The sequence below is a fragment of the Anaeromonas frigoriresistens genome (assembly GCF_016820655.1).
Lineage (GTDB): Bacteria > Bacillota > Clostridia > Tissierellales > SIT17 > Anaeromonas > Anaeromonas frigoriresistens.
Genome location: NZ_WSFT01000016.1, coordinates 151,696 through 169,642, shown reverse-complemented (window position 1 = coordinate 169,642; position 17,947 = coordinate 151,696). Strand labels below are relative to the sequence as shown.

Genomic DNA, 17,947 nt, shown 5'->3' with positions numbered 1-17,947 from the left:
ATAATTCACTAGTTAATTTGATGCAAGATGAGAAAGGAGCTAAAAAATGAGCACATATCACGGCCCAGTAACTCAAAAACCCATCAGTGAAATCGCTAAATACTTAAAGAACTTGATACCAGCGAATATACCTGAGACTTATGCGCTGAAACCCATGTTTGAAAACGTTGCAAGTGAAGAAGATATACGAAATGGCGTTGTTGCCTTCAGGGATTTTTTATATTTATTTTGTGAGCGCCTCATCTCAGACGGGCATTTATATTTCAAGCTTAAAAAAAATCCAAAGAAAGCGACAGACTATCCGTTTTTATATAGTATTACAGACCTATTAGCTGACATAGGTTATCATAGTAAGCTGGCTGAAAGCGGCGATTCATTATTGATAACTGAAATACCGTCATTTACCGCCTCAATTGATGAGAAAGGAAATAAAAAGAAGCCTAAGAACCCTGTTTCTAAGCTTATTGTATGTTTGCGTTTTTTAGCTCACTGCGGTTTTGTTTTTACCGGTATTGATTTAGAAGCAAAGACGGTTAATATTTCGAAAGGACAATTATTAGAAGTATCATATCCTAATGCGCCCATCTTGCTAACGGGGTTAAAAGCCATGTCGATTGCAGATATAGAACTGCGAGTGAAAAGGTATAAAAACGACAACAATCACGATAATCTTTTACGGTGCGATTACAGGTTAATAAAAGCAAAAGATACGGACGTACTCGATGTTTTAAATGATTTTTTGCACCCGTTACCTGAAAAAGTTCAAAAGTTTGCATTAGATTTACATCGGCATTATATAGATATGGGAATGACTTGCGCAACAATCATATCAACATTTGAAGTTCATTTTGCTTATTCATATATAAAGAATAGCCAGCGGGTCTTATCCTCACGGGATGTATATCAGCTAAGAACATGGGAGTTTGCTCTATCTACAAGATATGGTTATTGTTTAGTTGTAAGAGCCAAAAAAACAGATAAATATCCAGATGTTATTGAAAAACTTCCTTTACCTTTACAGAAAAAAATCGCAAAGGGATATGGCTGTGATAGGAAGTTGCGTAATGAACCTTGTCAGGGCGGTTGTCAGGGGATACGCTTACCTTTGGATGACTCAATATTAAATATCAGCAAAGGTATTGAAACATGGTTAGATAAAGAAGTGTTGTATAAATTAAGAAAATGAGCACTTTCCGCTTAATTAACGGAAAAGTGTTTGAGTTAAAATAAATTACATACTGAATGGAGGAAATTGAAAATGAACAAATACAAAAACGCAATCAAACTTATGGAGGAATTCTGTGGAAACGGTAAAGACAATCTTATTGCCCTTGCGACGATATCATTATCGCCGAACGCTGCCGACAATCCTCGCCCTGCTGTTCGCATGGTTGACGCATATTATGAAGACGGCGTGTTTTATGTTTCTTCATCTTCGTGGAAAAACAAAACGCTGGAGATTGAGAAGAACAATGAGGTTTCCATCTGCGGACTAGACTTGTTTGCAGCTCAGGGTACGGCTGAGAATCTTGGCTGGGTTAAGGACGAGAAGAATGCGGAAATCAGAGCGAAGATGAAAAAATACTTCGCATGGTTCGATGATCATGGCAACGAGGAAAGTCCGGACTCAATCGTTTTACGCATCACCCTCACAGAAGGAACGATTACTGACAACGAACAAAAATACGGCGAATGGCAATATAAAGTTGATTTTGTGAATAAAACAGCGGAGTAAATCAATCTGTCCATAATAAGCACTTGTAAATATACAAGAAGTACTATATGAATGCTGTAGTGATTCTATGAAATCACAAGTGATGTGTTCATACGAGAATTAGTATGCTCTTAACATTTAGAAATCAAAAGGAATAGATGTGTTACTTCAGATTTGAAAGACGTTTTGCAATACTAAGTTATAGTTTCTGAACGTGAATTCTCAACACATAACACAGCAATTCCCAACACGTACCTTATTATACAAAATGTGGAGTGTTTTCTTAGTTAGTGAATGTTAAAATATAGAATAGTATAGAAATAGTGGGGACGCGTCGGGAATTGTGGGAACGTTAGATGACAGTTGAAGCTAAAATTCCTATAGATAGGAGGTTAAATATGAAATTGAGAAGGATTGATATTAAAAAAGATAAAGATATAATTATTAGTTTTAGAGAAGATACATATAGAATAAGTTTCGGAACTGAAGAAGGGTTTAATGAAGCCTCATACATAGAACGAATGAAAGAGAGAGTCAATAAGTTTCCTAATGGGCAACTAATAGTTGAAAAAGAAAACAAAGCCATAGGTCAGTTAGGACTTCTTACTCGAAATAATCTTGAGGATTATATTGGATATATAAACTTAATATATCTTATACCTGAGTATCGTTACAAAGGTATTGGTGAGTCTTTGTTAAAGTATGCTGAAGGTTTTTTTAAGCAATTAGAATTAACTGAGTATCATCTGAGGGTTTCAGCTACAAATAAAAAAGCCATTAATTTTTATACTAAATTTGGAATGAAAAAAATTGAAGAAGAAAATGAAAAACAGCCAATATTTTTGATGAGAAAAGTTCTATAGAGTAGTATCTAGGTGTATATAATACTCTTACTACAACCATCATCTAACAAAGTTTTTTCACAAGGGTGCACTAGGGACAAGTCTTGAGGAATTGTGCACCACACATTCTCACTGGGAGCAAAGCTCCACTAAGGGGTATTCCTTTGAGGTCTAGTTCAAAGGTGTCGCAAACACGGAACCATTATACGCAATATCAATATGAGTTGGGCTCTGTGGTCTTTAATTCGTTATTGTTTTAGATAACGAATTGAACATTATTAAATTAGGTGGTGCTTATATGCGTAAAATGAATAGAGTAGAGAATGTCACTGAGCAATACAAAAACGACGATAATTTGTCAAAACGAATAAAACTGCACTCAAAACATAGCATAAATAAACAAGGTTGGTATCCATGGCTTTTTGAACACTACGAGTTTGAAAATGGATATCGAATACTGGAACTTGGTTGCGGAAATGGCAATCAGTGGCAAGGTCGTATAGATAAACTTCCCACATCTTGCACACTAATATTATCAGATTTTTCAGAAGGTATGGTTAAAATGGTATGGAAAAAATATTCTTGTCATAAAAATATGCTTTCGCAAAAAATAGATATACAGAATATTCCATTCCCTGATAATTGTTATGATGTTGTTATTGCTAATCACATGCTATATCATGTTTCAGACTTGTCAAAAGCTATTTCTGAAGTACATAGAGTGTTGAGAAGTGACGGCAAATTTTATGCATCAACAAATGGGAACGGCGGTATGAGAACATATTTGCATAATGTCAGGAAATTCATTAATCCTAATACAACTGCATTATCAGATGGTTTTTCTTTTAGCCTTCAAAACGGTACAGAACTCCTAAGTAAATACTTTTGTGATGTGCAAAGCTATAATTTTGAAGATTCATTGCACATCACAGAAACTCAGGATTTGATTGATTGGATGAAATCGACCATAACCATTTCAAACTATTCTGAAAGTGATTTCGATAAATTATACGATTATTTTGAGAATATCAGGATTAAACAAGGAGCAATTGATATTCCGAAAGAGTTGGGATTATTTGTTTCAAAAAAGTAGTTTCTGCTATACAAATTAAGTGAAATGAGAAGCTAAATTGATTTGATACATTTATAATTTGCAAATTCGATGAGTTATAAATATGATACTGCGTATAACAGAGGCTTAGCAGACATCGGAAAGCAGTACTTTAGGGAAAGTCCGACGTCACTAAGCTTCAAAGCGTTATGCAAAATCTATAGAAAATGAGGAGATATTATGAGTTCAAAAGGAACTGAGACAGAAGTCATTTTTAATAATAGAGGTAAAAACTATTCTAAATACAGGCCAAGTTATCCTAGTAGAATAATTGAGTTTTTAAATGAAGAGATAGGACTTAATAAAGAGGGAGTAGTCGCTGATATAGGCTCAGGCACAGGCATTTGCACTAAGATGTTTTTAGATAATGGAAATACTGTCTACGGTATAGAACCAAATAAAGAAATGAGACAAGAAGCAGAGTGGTTTCTGAAATCTTATAAAAACTTCTATTCAATAGATGGTTCTTCTGAAGATACAAAATTAAAACCTGAATCGGTTGATGTTATTACAGTAGCTCAAGCTTTCCATTGGTTTAGACCAGAGCCAACAAAACAAGAGTTTTTAAGAATTCTTAAGCAGAATAGTTCAATTGTTTTGATGTGGAATATTAGAAAATCAAAATCTTATGGTTTTATGAGAGCGTATATAGACATTATTAGAAAATATAGAGAAGAATCAAATATTAAATCAGATGAAAATGTTATTCCTAAGTTCTTTGATAACAAAAAAGTTTGTGAGAAAGTGTTTTCAAACCTACAGGAATATGATTTTGAAAGATTAAAAGGTGAATTAATATCTTATTCATATATACCAAATAAAGGAGATTCTAGATATAATATGATGTTATCAGAGTTAGAGAACTTATTTGAAAAATATAATGACGATGGAAAAGTGATTTTGGAATATGAGACTAGACTTTACTATTGTAGAATGAAACAAAAAATCTAGAAATACTTCGCATAACATAGACTTTTCATCATATTACGTAAAGATGTAGGACACTGGAAAGTCTAAAGACGTTATACAACACTAAACTTTAAGGAGGACAAATTTGAAAATTACAACAAGCACTATGTGTTAGGATAGTTGTCGTATAGAATATTAATGTATAATATAATTATGACAATAATCTAAGGAGAATTGATATGCCCAAAGATAATAAAAGAAATAAGCATTACTCAAAAGAACTTAAAGAATCTGTAATCAAAAGACTAGAACAGCCCACAAACGATACTGTCACAAGTCTTTCTAATGAATTAGGAATACCACGAACTACTATTTATATCATATGTATTATACCACTAACACTTTCTTAAAAAGGATCTTTGATTTTTAATCCTAGTAACGTTGATAATGATACAGCTTGCAACGATGATACACAGGCTCCTCTGATCTCATCAATACCAACACCAATGTTGCTTATATCGCAAGTACTCATATCCACACCTTTTAGTTTCGTCCCAGAAAACTGACAACACTGTAGTTCTGTATCCAAAAATTTATTATCATTAAACTCTGATGATTGAAAATCTGCATAGGTAAAAATTGAATCCGCAATCACAAGTTTCTTACAATGCGAAAATCGAAAATTGGCATATCTCCCATTACTATTGCTAATAACAACATTTAACAACGAAGCTTCCGTAAAATTCGCACCAACTAATTTACAATTTTCAATTTGAACTCGATTGAAAATAGAACCACTTAAATCAATATTAGATAAATCACAATTTTCAAAACCAACATCTTCAATATCCGCTCTTCCAAAAGATACATCAGTGAAAGTCACATTACGAAATGCTACATTCTTAAAACTTACCTTTTCAGCATTTTGACCTTCTATTTTACAATTTGAAATCAATTTACCAGCAACCTGATCTTCATCATAAATTTTCACATCAAAATCAGTTACTAATGGCAAGTTTCTTGGTATCTTTGGTTTAGCGATTCTGATAACTCTCTCAGTTTGGCTCATACTAACTCCCCTTATATCTCTATATTTACGGCTGACATTTCTCATCACATAGCAAAACTCAAATTTTGTAAAAAAAGTATTGATTTTTCATTCGTATTGTATATAGTGAATACATGGCATCTTTTCACAATACGCAAACCCTCCTCGCTGAATCTCTTCACAGTTAAACCTTTAAATTCATAAGATTCAGCCTTCTTCAAATTGTTTGATTCACTGTTATTAATCAATTAATTGTAAAACGAAATTCATTGCATATATGAATTTTGGATAACCAACAAAATAAATGATATTACTTGTTACTGCATTTGTCAATATTTGTATCATTTAGTATCAATGGGTCATCTGGCTATATCCAAGTTATATAAACGTTTAATTTTTTTTAATTATTAACAATAGCGAATTCATCTTTTGCGTTTATTTAATATTTACACAGTGAATCGCCCTATGTGTTAGGATAGTTGTGGTATAGAATATTAATGTATAATATAAATGATTTAATAAAAAATAGTGTAAAGTAGTTAATAAAATAATATGAATTTTATTATGAGTAAAAAATAAAAAAGATTTTTGCAAGTCTAGTTACCGACTCTATTACACAAAAGTATTTTAGATTTAGTACAAAAGAATGCTGTAGTTACCAACTTTATTACACAACTCCAGTTGTCGAAAAATAAAGTAGAAAAAATTATACCAATCTATAGAAAAACAAAGCCCATTGATGGAAAGAAAAAATTCTTTTATTAATGGGGTTTGTTATTTTAAAGACTGACATACTGATGTCAGTCTTTGTTTTATATAATTAAATAGGAATCAATGAAAAGTTAGTACATCGCAAATATCATAATGAATAAGAAAAAATTTAACAAATGAGGATTTAGTAAAGCAAATTTTCCAGATGGAAGACGGATTTTTTTTGGAAATAAAATTATTTAGAGGGGGTTTATTAATGAGTATTATTAAAGAAAAATATCTAAGTTTAGAAGAGATTGCTTCGGTCCCAACCTTATCAGGTACAAACTTAAGTGAGAATGGCAAAAATGTGGCATTTGTTAAGAGGACAGCTAATTGGGAAGACAATAAATATAGGAATCATGTATGGATATATGAAAAAGATAAGGGTGAGTGTTATCCATTAACAACTGGAGATATAGTTAGTACAGACCCATCATGGTCTCCAAATTCTAGAGATATCGCATACCTTAGCCCAGTTGGTGACGGGAGCAACAAGAAAAATCAGATATTTTTTAAGTCAATTGATAAGGACAATAGTGTTCAAATTACAGCTGAGAAAGAAGGAATCAGTAAATTTAAATGGGAGCCTGCTGGCAAAGGTTTTTATTATCTTACACAGTCAGAAGAATCTGAGGAAATCAAGAAACGCAAGGAACTATATGGAGATTTTCATCATATAGATAAGGAGTATCAGAATAATTCTTTATATTACATTGAATTAGAAAAAGGGATACAGAAGGATAGAGTTGCTTATCAACTAACGGATGGTAAGGATTTTCATATCCAGGAATTTGATATATCAAATGATGGAAAAAAGATTGTAATTATGGCTACACCAAGTTCAAATATGAGTGATTTTAATAAGAAGGATATATACTTACTAGATATAAAAGCAGGAGAATTACAAAAGATGAGCATAGATAAGTTATTAAGAGGGGGAGTTTGTTTTTCTCCTAATGGTAGTAAAATATGTTATTCAGCAAGCATAAGGGAGAAGGATTACTATAATACCCATATACAAGACAATACAATAGAGATATATGATATTAATAGTGGTGAGCAAATTCAACCTTTAACAGATTTTGATAGTACGGTAATTCCATTACGTTGGACAGCTAAAGGAATTTTAATTACATGGCAGGATAAAACTAATTATCTTATTGGATTATTATCTGATGATGGCAATGTAGAAATATTAAGTGATAAAATAGATAGCTTTATAATGGAAGCTTCTATAACAAGAGATGGAAATCATATAGCATATAATAAGGCCACAGCAAATGAAATCTTTGAAATTTATTTAGACAATGATAAGATAACCAACGAAAATAATTTTTTAAAAGGAAAGCTTAAAAGTAATAGAGAAATTATCTCGTGGAAAAGTAATGATGGTCTTGAAATAGAAGGAATTTTATCAATTCCAATAGAGTTTGACTCACATAAAACTTACCCTTTATTGGTAGTCATTGATTCCGCATTCCCAATGCCTTCAGTCTGTTTTAATGAAAAGTATCCTATTGAACAGTTTATCGAAAAGGGGTTTATAGTTTTAGAGCCAAACTACAGGGGAACTTCAGGGTATGGTAATGAATTCTTAAAATCTAAATATAGAAAACTGGTAACTGCTTACTACGATGATGTTATATCTGGAGTGGATGAACTGGTGGACAAGGGGATTGCAGATAAAGATAAAGTAGGGATTATGGGATGGAGCCACGGAGGATATATATCATCCTTCTGTTCTACATTTAGTAGTAGATTTAAAGCTATATCCGTTGGAGGTGGAATTACTAATTGGATTACCTATTATGTAAATACAGATATTCCTTACTCTGTTAGGATGAATTTAGGAGATAATCCATGGAATGATCCAGAGATATATGCTCAAACATCACCAATGACATACATTAAATCAGCCTGTACTCCCACATTAATCCAACATGGTGAAGATGATGCAAGAGTTCCAATACCAAATTCATATGAGCTATATCAAGGACTAAAAGATATGGATGTCGATACAGAATTAGTTATATTTAAAGGAATGGGGCATAGTTCTGATCAACCAGGAATTAATGTAGCTATTATGAAGCAGAATTTGATGTGGTTTTCACACTATATTCTTGGAGAAAGCATGAAAGATTTTAGGGTTTTATGATTAATAAATGGGTATCCTCACAGGATACATAAGGATGAAACAGTCTTCATAAGAAGCTTTTTTCTTATTTAGCCAATTAACATTTTAGCATATTTATCTCATAAGTGCTTTTATAATGCAAAAAAATGTTGTGGTACATTATTTTCATGCACCCCAACATTTATTATAGAACCTTAAATAAACCTCCTTTCCTATTGGGTGTAATATGGGATAATTAGAAATTATGATTAGGAAGTTCAGAAAGGTTTCTCTCTTCCATAGCTATTGGATTTTGAATAAGTGTGGAACCTTTAAAAATATGATTATGGAAAAATACACAAGATGATACTCCTGTAAATCCATGAACATGACCAATAATATCACCATTTTGATCTCTTACTGGAATAGGGGGACCAGTTTCAACTTCAATTTGATGAAAATGATTAAAGAAAAAATCAGAGTTCACACTTAGGATATGAACATGTCCTCCTGGTCTTTCAATAACAGGTCCAGTAACTCCTGCAAATCTGTGATTATGAAGTAATTCTGGACTGTTCTCGGGAGCACCTAACATTGTGCTTCCTAAAAACTCGTGAACATGGGTTTGAAATTCGTCACATGTTTTATTATTATTATTATTATTATTCAATCTTTACCTCTCCTCTCTTAAGGTAGTACATAATATGAAAGAATGAATTAATTGTTCATATTTTAAATTGTTAAAGAAGCATAATTACTAGTTGGTAATCTTAAATAGAGTAAAGGTTAAATTATATTAAGTGTTTTATTCTAAAAGGACATTAAAGTTAGATGGAGTGTTTAGGGTTAACACTAGACCCATATATGAATATATTGTAGTGAAATGAAAATATTAAGGAGTTAATATAATGAGTGAAGTAAAAGGATTATTTGGATGATTCGCTGGATTTGGAAACTTTGGAGAAGGAAGCGAATTATTATTTTTCTTTTTATTACTAGTACTACTATTTAGTTTTGGTGGTTTCGTTGGGTTGGGAAAATACTAAGTAAAGTATATAGGCTATAATAGAGATCAATTCAAAGGGATGGTATAATATTGTGCCATTCCTTATTTTAATATATATAATAAGTAAAATGTAAGTTAGGGGTAAATCAATGTATAATATGAATCCTTATATGGAGTATGTACCATGTCTTCCGTATTTTCAATATGATTGGATGTCAATGAATGAAAAGCAAAAGGAATCACAAAAAGATAACCATTTAAAAGTATTATTTGAAAAATTAGTTGGAAATAAAGTTGATATTTTACTCAATGGAAGAGCGGAGATAAAGAAGTAGCTCTTAATATGGTATTTATGTATGTACTTAATTCAAAAATTAGAAATTGGTGGAAAGACATCACATTAATAATTTGGGGATTATATTCAAAGTTATTAAGTGAAGGTAAGAATTTACAAGACCATATTTTTAAAAAGATGGAAATAGGGGTTGAAATAGTTGCATGTAGAGCATGTGCAGATAGCTATAGAGCTACAGATAAACTAGAAAATTTAAATATTGAAGTTAAATATATGGGAGAACTACTTACTAAGTATTTAAAAGAAGGTTATAAAACCATTACTTTTTAAAAAATATAATTTATTATACCTACGTCTATCCATATATTTTTTTATTAATAAGATTAAAAGTTGTGTCATCCTGAACATAGTGAAAGATCTTATTTTTGAAAACACTTTTACTATAATGAATAATGAAATGAACAGTTTTTATTATAATATATTTTACTCTACATAAAAGAATGTGAAAAAAGAAAACAATAGAAGGAATTACATGATAAAAAGAGAAGTATATAAAGAATATTCTAAATATTATCGAAAGAGGCAAATCTTTAAGTTCATATTACCTTAGAATTCTTGTATATAAAAAAAGAGAAACAAAAAAACAAAAAGAGGTCACCTAAAATAAGAGCAAGTTATTTGAGTTTTGTTAAGAAAAGAATAAGTGTAATGGATATTAAAAATAAATAATTATAGGGAGATATTAAATGATTAAATTAGAACGTAAAGAATTTAAAAAAGTAACTCATTTAATTAAAACACAAGATGAGTTATCTGTATTTTCTGTTATCAATGGCAGTATGCCTGGGGAGATATATGTTAACGATATTGAACATCCAACTGTAGCACTAATAAAAACTAATGAGTGTAGTCTAATTACAGGTGCATCTAATGATGAAGATTTTAATTCTCAAGTAAATTCAAAAGTTGATTTTTGGGATCAATTAACTCCCGATTCAAGTGAATGGATTGACAAAATACCAACTATTCATAAGAATTCTTTTATTAGAAAATACATAAGAAGACATTATGAATTAGAGATTGATAAGTTTTTAGAATGTGATTTGAAATTACCGGAAGGATATGAAATAGAAAAAGTGGATTTATCAATTATAAAACTAAAAGACTATGATAACTCAGATGAAGTACTGGGTTGGCTTGAAAGTTGGGGTGATGATGAAAAATTTCAAAAATATGGTTCAGGATATTTCATACATAATAATAAAGTAATAGTAAGTTGGTCATTGAGTGATTGTTATTTTGAAGATAAGATTGCAATTGGAGTACATACGGATGAAAGATATAGAAATAATGGTTTAGGAAGAATGGTTGTATCTGCAACCATAAAAGATTGTTTTGCTAAAGGATACAAAAAAATTGATTGGCTTTGTGTTGACTCAAATAAAGGGTCTATCACAATAGCTGAAAAATTAGGGTTTACATACAAAAATAATTATTACTCTTTTTCTTCATATCCACCAATTGAAAATCTAACTGATTTAACTGAATTAGAGTGGCATGAATGGGCTGAGTATTTAGAGGATGCATCTAAAACTGAAGGAACCCTTATATTAGATTGTCTCTATTCTTATATAAAATCTAATGATGTTGAAAAGACGATTAGTATTATGAAGAATATAAACACTCAAAAAATTACTATTGATTATTTAAAAATAAAAGATTACATAAATGAACTACAAACCTATGGTATGTGCTCTAACTTTAATAAAAAGATTTGGTGTGACTTTTTCAACGAAAGTATTTCTGTTTAATAATAAATAATATATCTATATAACTAATAATATCAAAAAAATATTAAATAGAAAAAGGCTACTGACCATTCTTTATATAAGTAGACCGATCTTATTAAGAAAATGATAAAAGGAGAGTCCATTTGTGGCTCTCCCTTTAAAAGTAGAAAGTTATTTTAATAGAATCAATTTCATTTCTAATAAGCTAAAAATCCTTAGATTACTCTCCATCCTGCTCATCACTTTCATTCTTAACTGGATCATCAGGAATAATATTAATTTGCTTAGCATCAGCTTGGACTGGATATGATTCCTTTACTTCTCCTTTAAAGAAGATTTCTACATACATCCCCACTTCTAAGTCTTTAAAATTAACAGTATCATTTGAATAAATTTTTGTATCAGGTAAAACTGTGACTATTGCGTTATCATATGTAGCACCATTATCTTTAGGTCCTTCCACATGAATTGTACCTAAAATAGAATCATCTTCAGATACTGTTATCTCAGTGATATTACCAGCAACACCATATTCTACAAATTGGCTATCACCATCTGTTGATGAATTATCGTCACTTGAGGGTGCTTTAGAATCCTGTGTACATCCTGCAATTGATATCATTAATAGAATTATAATTAAGAATATGCTAAATTTTTTCATCCTAATATCTCCTCTCTTGATTTTATATATTAGACTTAAGTAAGATGAAAATTGTTCCATGAATTATTAACAATTATAAAAATAAAGGAGTTCTAGGAAAAAAGAAGAACTTACTAGGGAAATCACACATAAAAAATAAGAGTCATGAAACATGACTCTTATTTTTTATGTGTGATTTTTCATAGTCCATAATAAACTGTTGTTTTAATCTTGTCATTTCATTATATGTATCTATACTAATACTCTGATTTTTTAAAAGAACATCAGCATAATCAATAAACTTCTTGCAAACAATGTATAACTCCTTGTCCATAAATATTACCTCCTATGATTTAGAAAGATTAATATATTTTATTATAAAACCCAGGGTAATATTCATAAAAAATATAAAAACTAATTTTTTTAATGAAATATGTCCAATTTTATCATTGATTGTTATGTAAAGTATTATGACGTTTATAAATTAATAAATATTGTATTAGTAGTTAAATAGGTATATTTTGACTAAATAATTCTATGTTAGATCTTCCCTGTATAAATCTCACATAAAATATTATTTTATAAGTTAGTACTGAATAGATATAATATAAAGAATATTCTTTATATTATAAAATATATTCGAGGGTTTTTTTATTATAATAAGGTATTATTGACATTATTTGATAATTTATGAAATAAGAAAATATACTTATCAAAAAATATATTGTTAAAAAAATAATATTATATAAAGGCATATCCAGTAGGCTCTACTACCGAAGTAATTCTAAACTAAGTGAAGAATCTTTCTTTTGAAAATCCTTTATTTTTAATATTAAATTTATTTATATTAAAAAGATGGAAGAAAAAGAAAAATTAGCAGGGATTATATTAATAATTAGAGAATTATATATAGAATATTCAATGAACTTTAAAATTGATAATATAGTTTTGAAGGAGAGATATTAATTAAATGGAGAATTTAAGATTATATGGAGATAAACCATATGAAGCGATAGTTGTACATGGTGGACCAGGGGCACCGGGTAGTGTTGCACCAGTAGCAAGAGTATTATCTAAAAAAATCGGAGTTATAGAACCTTTTCAAACTAAGGATTACATAGAGGAACAGATTAATGAGTTAAGAGAGGTAATAGAGAAATACTGTAATAAACCAATAACATTAATTGGTCATTCATGGGGTGCATGGTTATCTTATATGTTTGCAGCAAAGCATTCAAAATATGTAAAAAAATTAATTATAGTTGGTAGTGGACCCTATGATGCAAAATATCTTCATTTAATGAATAATACTAGAAATAGTCGTTTCACTGAAGAAGAAAAACAAAGAATAAATCAGTTGAGCGAGTTATTACACAATTTAGATACAGATAACTTAAACCAGGTGTTTAAAGAGCTTGGAAATATAATGACTAAAGCAGACTCATATAGACCTATAGTTAGTGAAAATGAAATAGTTAAATATCAACCTAAAATTTTTATGCAGATTATGCCTGAGATAAGCGAATTAAGAAAGAAAGGGGAGTTATTAGATATAGGAAATAATATAAAAAGTCCAGTAGTTGTAATACATGGAGATTATGATCCACATCCTTATCAAGGGGTAAAGGAACCATTATCAAAGGTTATTAAAAATATTAAGTTTATTTTATTAGATAATTGTGGTCATTATCCATGGAATGAACAACATGATAAGGATAGATTCTATGAAATCTTATTTGACGAACTTAAAGATAATTTTACTTAAAGCTATAGTGTACAACTGACAAGTTTGTATATGATAATTTTGAGTATTTTATAAGAAGTATTCTAATTTAAGTAATAATATGAATGATTATCTACTAAGGAGTGTACAGTGTGGAACCATTTAAAATATTAGATATTATAGTTAATAAATTTAAGGAAATATTAGGTTTTAATCTTGTTGGAGTATACTTACATGGTTCATTAGCTATGGGATGTTACACTGATTCAAGTGATATAGATTTTCTTGCAGTGGTTAGAGAACCTCTTAGTATAACAATGAAAAAAGAACTTATATCATCAATATTATATATAGATAATTTACCTGAGAAAGGTATAGAAATGAGTGTTATTTTAGAAAAATATGCAATCAATTTTATTTATCCTACTCCCTTTGAACTTCATTACTCTAATTTTCATCGAGATAAGTATCTTTCTAATGAAGATTATATTTGTGGAGATGATGTAGACAAAGATCTGGCAGCACACATGACGATTATTAAACACAGGGGTGTTTGTCTTTACGGTGAAGATATAGATGAGGTATTTGATAATGTGCCTAGGGAAGCTTATATAGATTCAATATTTTATGATATTACAAATGCAAAGGATGATATAGTGGATAATCCAGTTTATATTATTCTTAATTTATGTAGAGTTCTATACTTCATAAAAGAAAATGTTATATCTTCAAAGCTTGAAGGGGGAAATTGGGGCAAAAAGATACTACCACAAAAATATAAATATCTTATAGAGGATGCATTGAATGTTTATACAGATAAATTAGATAAAATGAGATATAGAAAGGAACTATATATTAAATTTGCCTATTATATGTTAAATGAAATTAATCTTTATGATTACTGCGAATTACCTAAAGATAGAAACCTATTATGCTAGGTTTACCAAAAGGACTAGTAAGACTTAAACCTTATAATCCTCAGTGGGTTTTAGAATTTGAAATGAAGTCTTTGAGTTATACTTAGTATAAAAAAAGGAGTTATATATATGGAAAACTGTATGTTTTGTAAAATTGTTCAAGGTGAAATTAAAGCAAATATTATATATGAAGACGAGTTAGTGATTGTTTTTTTAGATATAGATCCAATAAATAAAGGACATTTATTAATAATACCTCGAAAACATAAATTAGATTTAGATGAGTTAAGCTTTGAGGAGTCATCCAAAATTATGGAAGTATCAAAAATGATGATAAGGGTTTTAAAGAAACAATTTAATCTGGATGGATATAGCATTATGCAAAATGGTGGAGAATTTAACGATATTGGACACTATCATATGCATGTCTTTCCAAGATATAAAAAGGATGGATTTGGATGGACTTTTGGGGAAGTAGAAGATCATGATTTAAGTGATATAGGTAAAAAATTCATAAAAGAAATATCAAATACTAAATGATAAATATAATAACTTAAAGTTTTTATATTTGTGAGATAAGAAAGGGGAATTTTCAAGTATGAGAGATTATTTAACCTTCCAAACATCCAATAACTTTAAATCCGATATAAAAGAATACTTTATTAAATTTCATAATGAAGAAACATATCAACATACCTTAGATGTTGTTGAAGAATTATATAATATAAAAGGAGAATATGGATTTATTGAAGAAGGAAGTGAAACTGCTTGTTATTGTCATGATTTAGGAAGAGTTGTTAAGTATGATGAAATATTGGATTTTTGTAAAAAAAATCATATTGAAGTAACAGAGGAAGAAAAATTACTTCCATCAATTTTACATCAGAAGATATCTAGATATATTGCAGAGAAAGTATTTAATATAAAAGATAAGAGGATATTGGATGCAGTAAGATACCATACAACATCACGAGCAAATCCAAGTGTTATAGAAATGGAAGTTTTCTTAGCTGATAAAATGAGTTGGAAAGAAGAAGGATATAAAGAAATAGCTGATGAAATTAGAAATGTAATAAAGGTTTCTAAAGAAAATGCTATGTTATATTATCTAAGGGATTTAAATAAAAATAAAGAAAGCTTAAAGTTGTATCATTTAGATTCAATCAAAGCATTTGAGTATTTTAAAGAGTCTTACAGTCACCTAACATAGTAGTGTTGATATTTTATGATAAGTATGTAAAACTAAAAAATGACTGGTAATAATGGAGGTACAAAATGAAGATATCTAGGGAGTGCATTCACTGTCTTGCGAGACAAGCTGTTGAAATCGCAGAAGAAGTGACAGAGGATAGGGCAGATCAAGAAAAAATTATAAGAGAATCATTGAAAGAGTTAAGTGAGATTGATTTTAATCTATCAGCACCTGAAATAGCTTTTAAAATGCATCAACATGCTAAGAGGATCACTGGAAATAATGACCCATATAAAAGACTAAAGGAAGATTACAATAGTATGGCAGTAAAAATATCAGAAAAAATAATAGAAGAAAAATGGCTTGAAAATGCAGCAGATGAATTTGATTTAGCTTGTAGATTAGCTATTGCAGGGAATATTATTGATTTTTCAGTAGGTATAGATGCAAAGTATTCAGATATCGTTAAATCCATAGAAGATAGTATTAAACATGATCTATTTGGAACAGGATCAATTGCTCTAAGAGATGCGATTAATAATTCAAAAAAGATAATGTATATTGCAGATAATTCAGGGGAAATTGTATTTGATAAGTTTCTACTGCAGGAACTTCCGAAAGATAAAGTCACATTTGTTGTAAAGGGTGGTCCAATAGTTAATGATGCTACAATGGATGATGCAATTGAAATAGGAGTAGTAGATTTAGTAAATGTAATAGATAACGGTCATACAGCACAAGGAACAATACTTAGTGATTGCTCAGAAGATTTTAGGAATGAATTTGATAAAGCAGACCTCATTATCAGTAAAGGACAAGCTAACTTTGAAACACTAAGTAATGTTGTTGATAAAAAGATCTTCTATTTATTGAGAGCAAAATGCAAATCCGTAGCATCTGAAATTGGTTGCAAACATATGGATTATGTTTTGACTAATTTATAAGTAACTTCTTATTGATTAATCAAGAGGTTAATATAAAGAAGAAAAACGGGGTGTATAAATGCAAGAGTTATTAAAATTGTTATCTATTACTGATTATTTATGGTTATAAAGGAGAATAAAATGGAGATACAAAGTTACTTAGAAAGGATAAACATAGATTTAAATATTAATATAGATGTTAATTTTAATTCATTAAAATTAATCCAAAAACAACATCTATTGACCGTCCCATTTGAAAACTTGGACATACATCTAAATAATAATATTAAAACAGATGTTCAATCATTATACAGAAAAATAGTGATTGAGAAACGTGGAGGAATATGTTACGAACTAAATTGGTTATTATCTTACTTGCTGAAAAGTATTGGATTTAGTGTAAAAGTATTAGGTGGAAAGGTTATAGAACCAAAGGGATCATATTTTGATCATATGCTAATATTGGTAAATTTGAATGAAAAAAAATACATTGTTGATGTAGGATTCGGTGATAATTTTTTAGAACCTCTAGAGTTTGAATTAGACATTGTTCAAAAAGATAATAAAGGATTATTTAAAATAGTATCAATTGATAAGACACACTTTGAGTTAATGAAATATTCACAGGAATTAAACAACTTTAAAAGAGAATATATTTTTAAGACTAAAGAGATGCAGATGAATAATTTTAAAGATAGAATAAACTATTTTACACATAATGATGAATCAATTTTCAAGAAGAACATTTTTTGTTCTCTTGAAAAAGAAGATGGAAGAATATCATTAAAGCATGATAAATTAATATCTACTAATATGAAAGTTAAAAGTATAGAAAAAATCAATTCATCAAATGAATATATTATTTACTTAAATGATAAATTTAAAATACAGTTAGATCCATGTGAATATAAAAAGATAAAGAAGATTTGGAAGAAGAAGAGTAGTGAAAATTAAAATTTTTTAAATAGAAA

The 17,947-nt window shown here is 29.5% G+C and carries 20 protein-coding genes; 16 read left to right on the top strand and 4 right to left on the bottom strand.

Annotation, left to right across the window (positions count from 1 at the left end):
• The first annotated feature begins 46 nt into the window (after nucleotides 1-46).
• The 6 genes from GOQ27_RS03635 to GOQ27_RS03610 all read left to right on the top strand — a co-directional run bounded on the left by GOQ27_RS03635 (nucleotide 47) and on the right by GOQ27_RS03610 (nucleotide 4,986).
• On the top strand, nucleotides 47-1,186 hold the full coding sequence (locus GOQ27_RS03635) for a hypothetical protein (RefSeq protein ID WP_203365459.1): 1,140 nt from the start codon (nucleotides 47-49) through the stop codon (nucleotides 1,184-1,186).
• A gap of 72 nt (nucleotides 1,187-1,258) precedes the next feature.
• Entirely contained in the window at nucleotides 1,259-1,735 is a 477-nt protein-coding gene (locus GOQ27_RS03630) for a pyridoxamine 5'-phosphate oxidase family protein (protein ID WP_203365458.1), read from the top strand.
• A 377-nt stretch (nucleotides 1,736-2,112) separates the two neighbouring features.
• The gene (locus GOQ27_RS03625) at nucleotides 2,113-2,577 is read left to right on the top strand and encodes a GNAT family N-acetyltransferase (protein WP_203365457.1); all 465 of its coding nucleotides are present in this window, start codon (nucleotides 2,113-2,115) and stop codon (nucleotides 2,575-2,577) included.
• Nucleotides 2,578-2,854: 277 nt separating this feature from the next.
• Nucleotides 2,855-3,649, top strand: coding sequence for a class I SAM-dependent methyltransferase (locus tag GOQ27_RS03620; protein ID WP_203365456.1), 795 nt, complete (start codon nucleotides 2,855-2,857; stop codon nucleotides 3,647-3,649).
• A 198-nt stretch (nucleotides 3,650-3,847) separates the two neighbouring features.
• Nucleotides 3,848-4,618 (top strand): class I SAM-dependent methyltransferase, encoded by a 771-nt coding sequence (locus tag GOQ27_RS03615; protein ID WP_203365455.1) that lies wholly within the window; start codon nucleotides 3,848-3,850, stop codon nucleotides 4,616-4,618.
• A 197-nt stretch (nucleotides 4,619-4,815) separates the two neighbouring features.
• Nucleotides 4,816-4,986, top strand: a complete 171-nt coding sequence (locus GOQ27_RS03610; RefSeq protein WP_203365454.1) for a hypothetical protein — start codon at nucleotides 4,816-4,818, stop codon at nucleotides 4,984-4,986.
• Here GOQ27_RS03610 and GOQ27_RS03605 read toward each other — a convergent pair.
• The gene (locus GOQ27_RS03605; protein WP_203365453.1) at nucleotides 4,983-5,645 is read right to left on the bottom strand and encodes a pentapeptide repeat-containing protein; all 663 of its coding nucleotides are present in this window, start codon (nucleotides 5,643-5,645) and stop codon (nucleotides 4,983-4,985) included. The genes GOQ27_RS03610 and GOQ27_RS03605 overlap by 4 nt on opposite strands.
• Nucleotides 5,646-6,591: 946 nt before the next feature.
• On the opposite strand from GOQ27_RS03605, the gene GOQ27_RS03600 reads away from it, so the two are divergent.
• Nucleotides 6,592-8,532, top strand: a complete 1,941-nt coding sequence (locus GOQ27_RS03600) for a S9 family peptidase (RefSeq protein WP_203365452.1) — start codon at nucleotides 6,592-6,594, stop codon at nucleotides 8,530-8,532.
• Nucleotides 8,533-8,746: 214 nt separating this feature from the next.
• Here GOQ27_RS03600 and GOQ27_RS03595 read toward each other — a convergent pair whose 3' ends face one another.
• Entirely contained in the window at nucleotides 8,747-9,160 is a 414-nt protein-coding gene (locus GOQ27_RS03595; protein WP_286673009.1) for a YmaF family protein, read from the bottom strand.
• A 485-nt stretch (nucleotides 9,161-9,645) separates the two neighbouring features.
• Here GOQ27_RS03595 and GOQ27_RS03590 point away from each other — a divergent pair, with 485 nt between their 5' ends.
• The 3 genes from GOQ27_RS03590 (at nucleotide 9,646) to GOQ27_RS03580 (ending at nucleotide 11,602) form a co-directional block, all read left to right on the top strand.
• A complete protein-coding gene (locus tag GOQ27_RS03590) occupies nucleotides 9,646-9,831 on the top strand; it encodes a hypothetical protein (protein ID WP_203365451.1) in 186 nt (61 codons plus the stop codon).
• A 17-nt stretch (nucleotides 9,832-9,848) separates the two neighbouring features.
• The gene (locus GOQ27_RS03585) at nucleotides 9,849-10,121 is read left to right on the top strand and encodes a DsrE family protein (RefSeq protein WP_252187729.1); all 273 of its coding nucleotides are present in this window, start codon (nucleotides 9,849-9,851) and stop codon (nucleotides 10,119-10,121) included.
• 416 nt (nucleotides 10,122-10,537) lie between these two features.
• The gene (locus tag GOQ27_RS03580; RefSeq protein WP_203365449.1) at nucleotides 10,538-11,602 is read left to right on the top strand and encodes a GNAT family N-acetyltransferase; all 1,065 of its coding nucleotides are present in this window, start codon (nucleotides 10,538-10,540) and stop codon (nucleotides 11,600-11,602) included.
• Nucleotides 11,603-11,801: 199 nt separating this feature from the next.
• On the opposite strand, the gene GOQ27_RS03575 is transcribed toward GOQ27_RS03580, so the two are convergent.
• Together GOQ27_RS03575 and GOQ27_RS03570 are read right to left on the bottom strand one after the other, a co-directional pair.
• Nucleotides 11,802-12,242: a DUF3221 domain-containing protein gene (locus tag GOQ27_RS03575; protein WP_203365448.1), complete on the bottom strand. Its 441-nt coding sequence runs from the start codon at nucleotides 12,240-12,242 to the stop codon at nucleotides 11,802-11,804.
• Between the two features lie 142 nt (nucleotides 12,243-12,384).
• Nucleotides 12,385-12,555 (bottom strand): hypothetical protein, encoded by a 171-nt coding sequence (locus tag GOQ27_RS03570; RefSeq protein ID WP_203365447.1) that lies wholly within the window; start codon nucleotides 12,553-12,555, stop codon nucleotides 12,385-12,387.
• 636 nt (nucleotides 12,556-13,191) lie between these two features.
• On the opposite strand from GOQ27_RS03570, the gene GOQ27_RS03565 reads away from it, so the two are divergent.
• The 6 genes from GOQ27_RS03565 (at nucleotide 13,192) to GOQ27_RS03540 (ending at nucleotide 17,930) form a co-directional block, all read left to right on the top strand.
• The gene (locus GOQ27_RS03565) at nucleotides 13,192-13,986 is read left to right on the top strand and encodes an alpha/beta fold hydrolase (protein WP_203365446.1); all 795 of its coding nucleotides are present in this window, start codon (nucleotides 13,192-13,194) and stop codon (nucleotides 13,984-13,986) included.
• Nucleotides 13,987-14,096: 110 nt separating this feature from the next.
• On the top strand, nucleotides 14,097-14,882 hold the full coding sequence (locus tag GOQ27_RS17420) for an aminoglycoside adenylyltransferase domain-containing protein (RefSeq protein ID WP_203365445.1): 786 nt from the start codon (nucleotides 14,097-14,099) through the stop codon (nucleotides 14,880-14,882).
• Nucleotides 14,883-14,960: 78 nt separating this feature from the next.
• A complete protein-coding gene (locus GOQ27_RS03555; protein WP_350445871.1) occupies nucleotides 14,961-15,401 on the top strand; it encodes an HIT family protein in 441 nt (146 codons plus the stop codon).
• A gap of 58 nt (nucleotides 15,402-15,459) precedes the next feature.
• A complete protein-coding gene (locus GOQ27_RS03550; protein ID WP_203365443.1) occupies nucleotides 15,460-16,071 on the top strand; it encodes an HD domain-containing protein in 612 nt (203 codons plus the stop codon).
• A gap of 65 nt (nucleotides 16,072-16,136) precedes the next feature.
• The gene (locus GOQ27_RS03545; protein ID WP_203365442.1) at nucleotides 16,137-16,997 is read left to right on the top strand and encodes a damage-control phosphatase ARMT1 family protein; all 861 of its coding nucleotides are present in this window, start codon (nucleotides 16,137-16,139) and stop codon (nucleotides 16,995-16,997) included.
• Nucleotides 16,998-17,117: 120 nt separating this feature from the next.
• Nucleotides 17,118-17,930, top strand: a complete 813-nt coding sequence (locus tag GOQ27_RS03540) for an arylamine N-acetyltransferase family protein (protein WP_203365441.1) — start codon at nucleotides 17,118-17,120, stop codon at nucleotides 17,928-17,930.
• The last annotated feature ends 17 nt before the right edge of the window (nucleotides 17,931-17,947 follow it).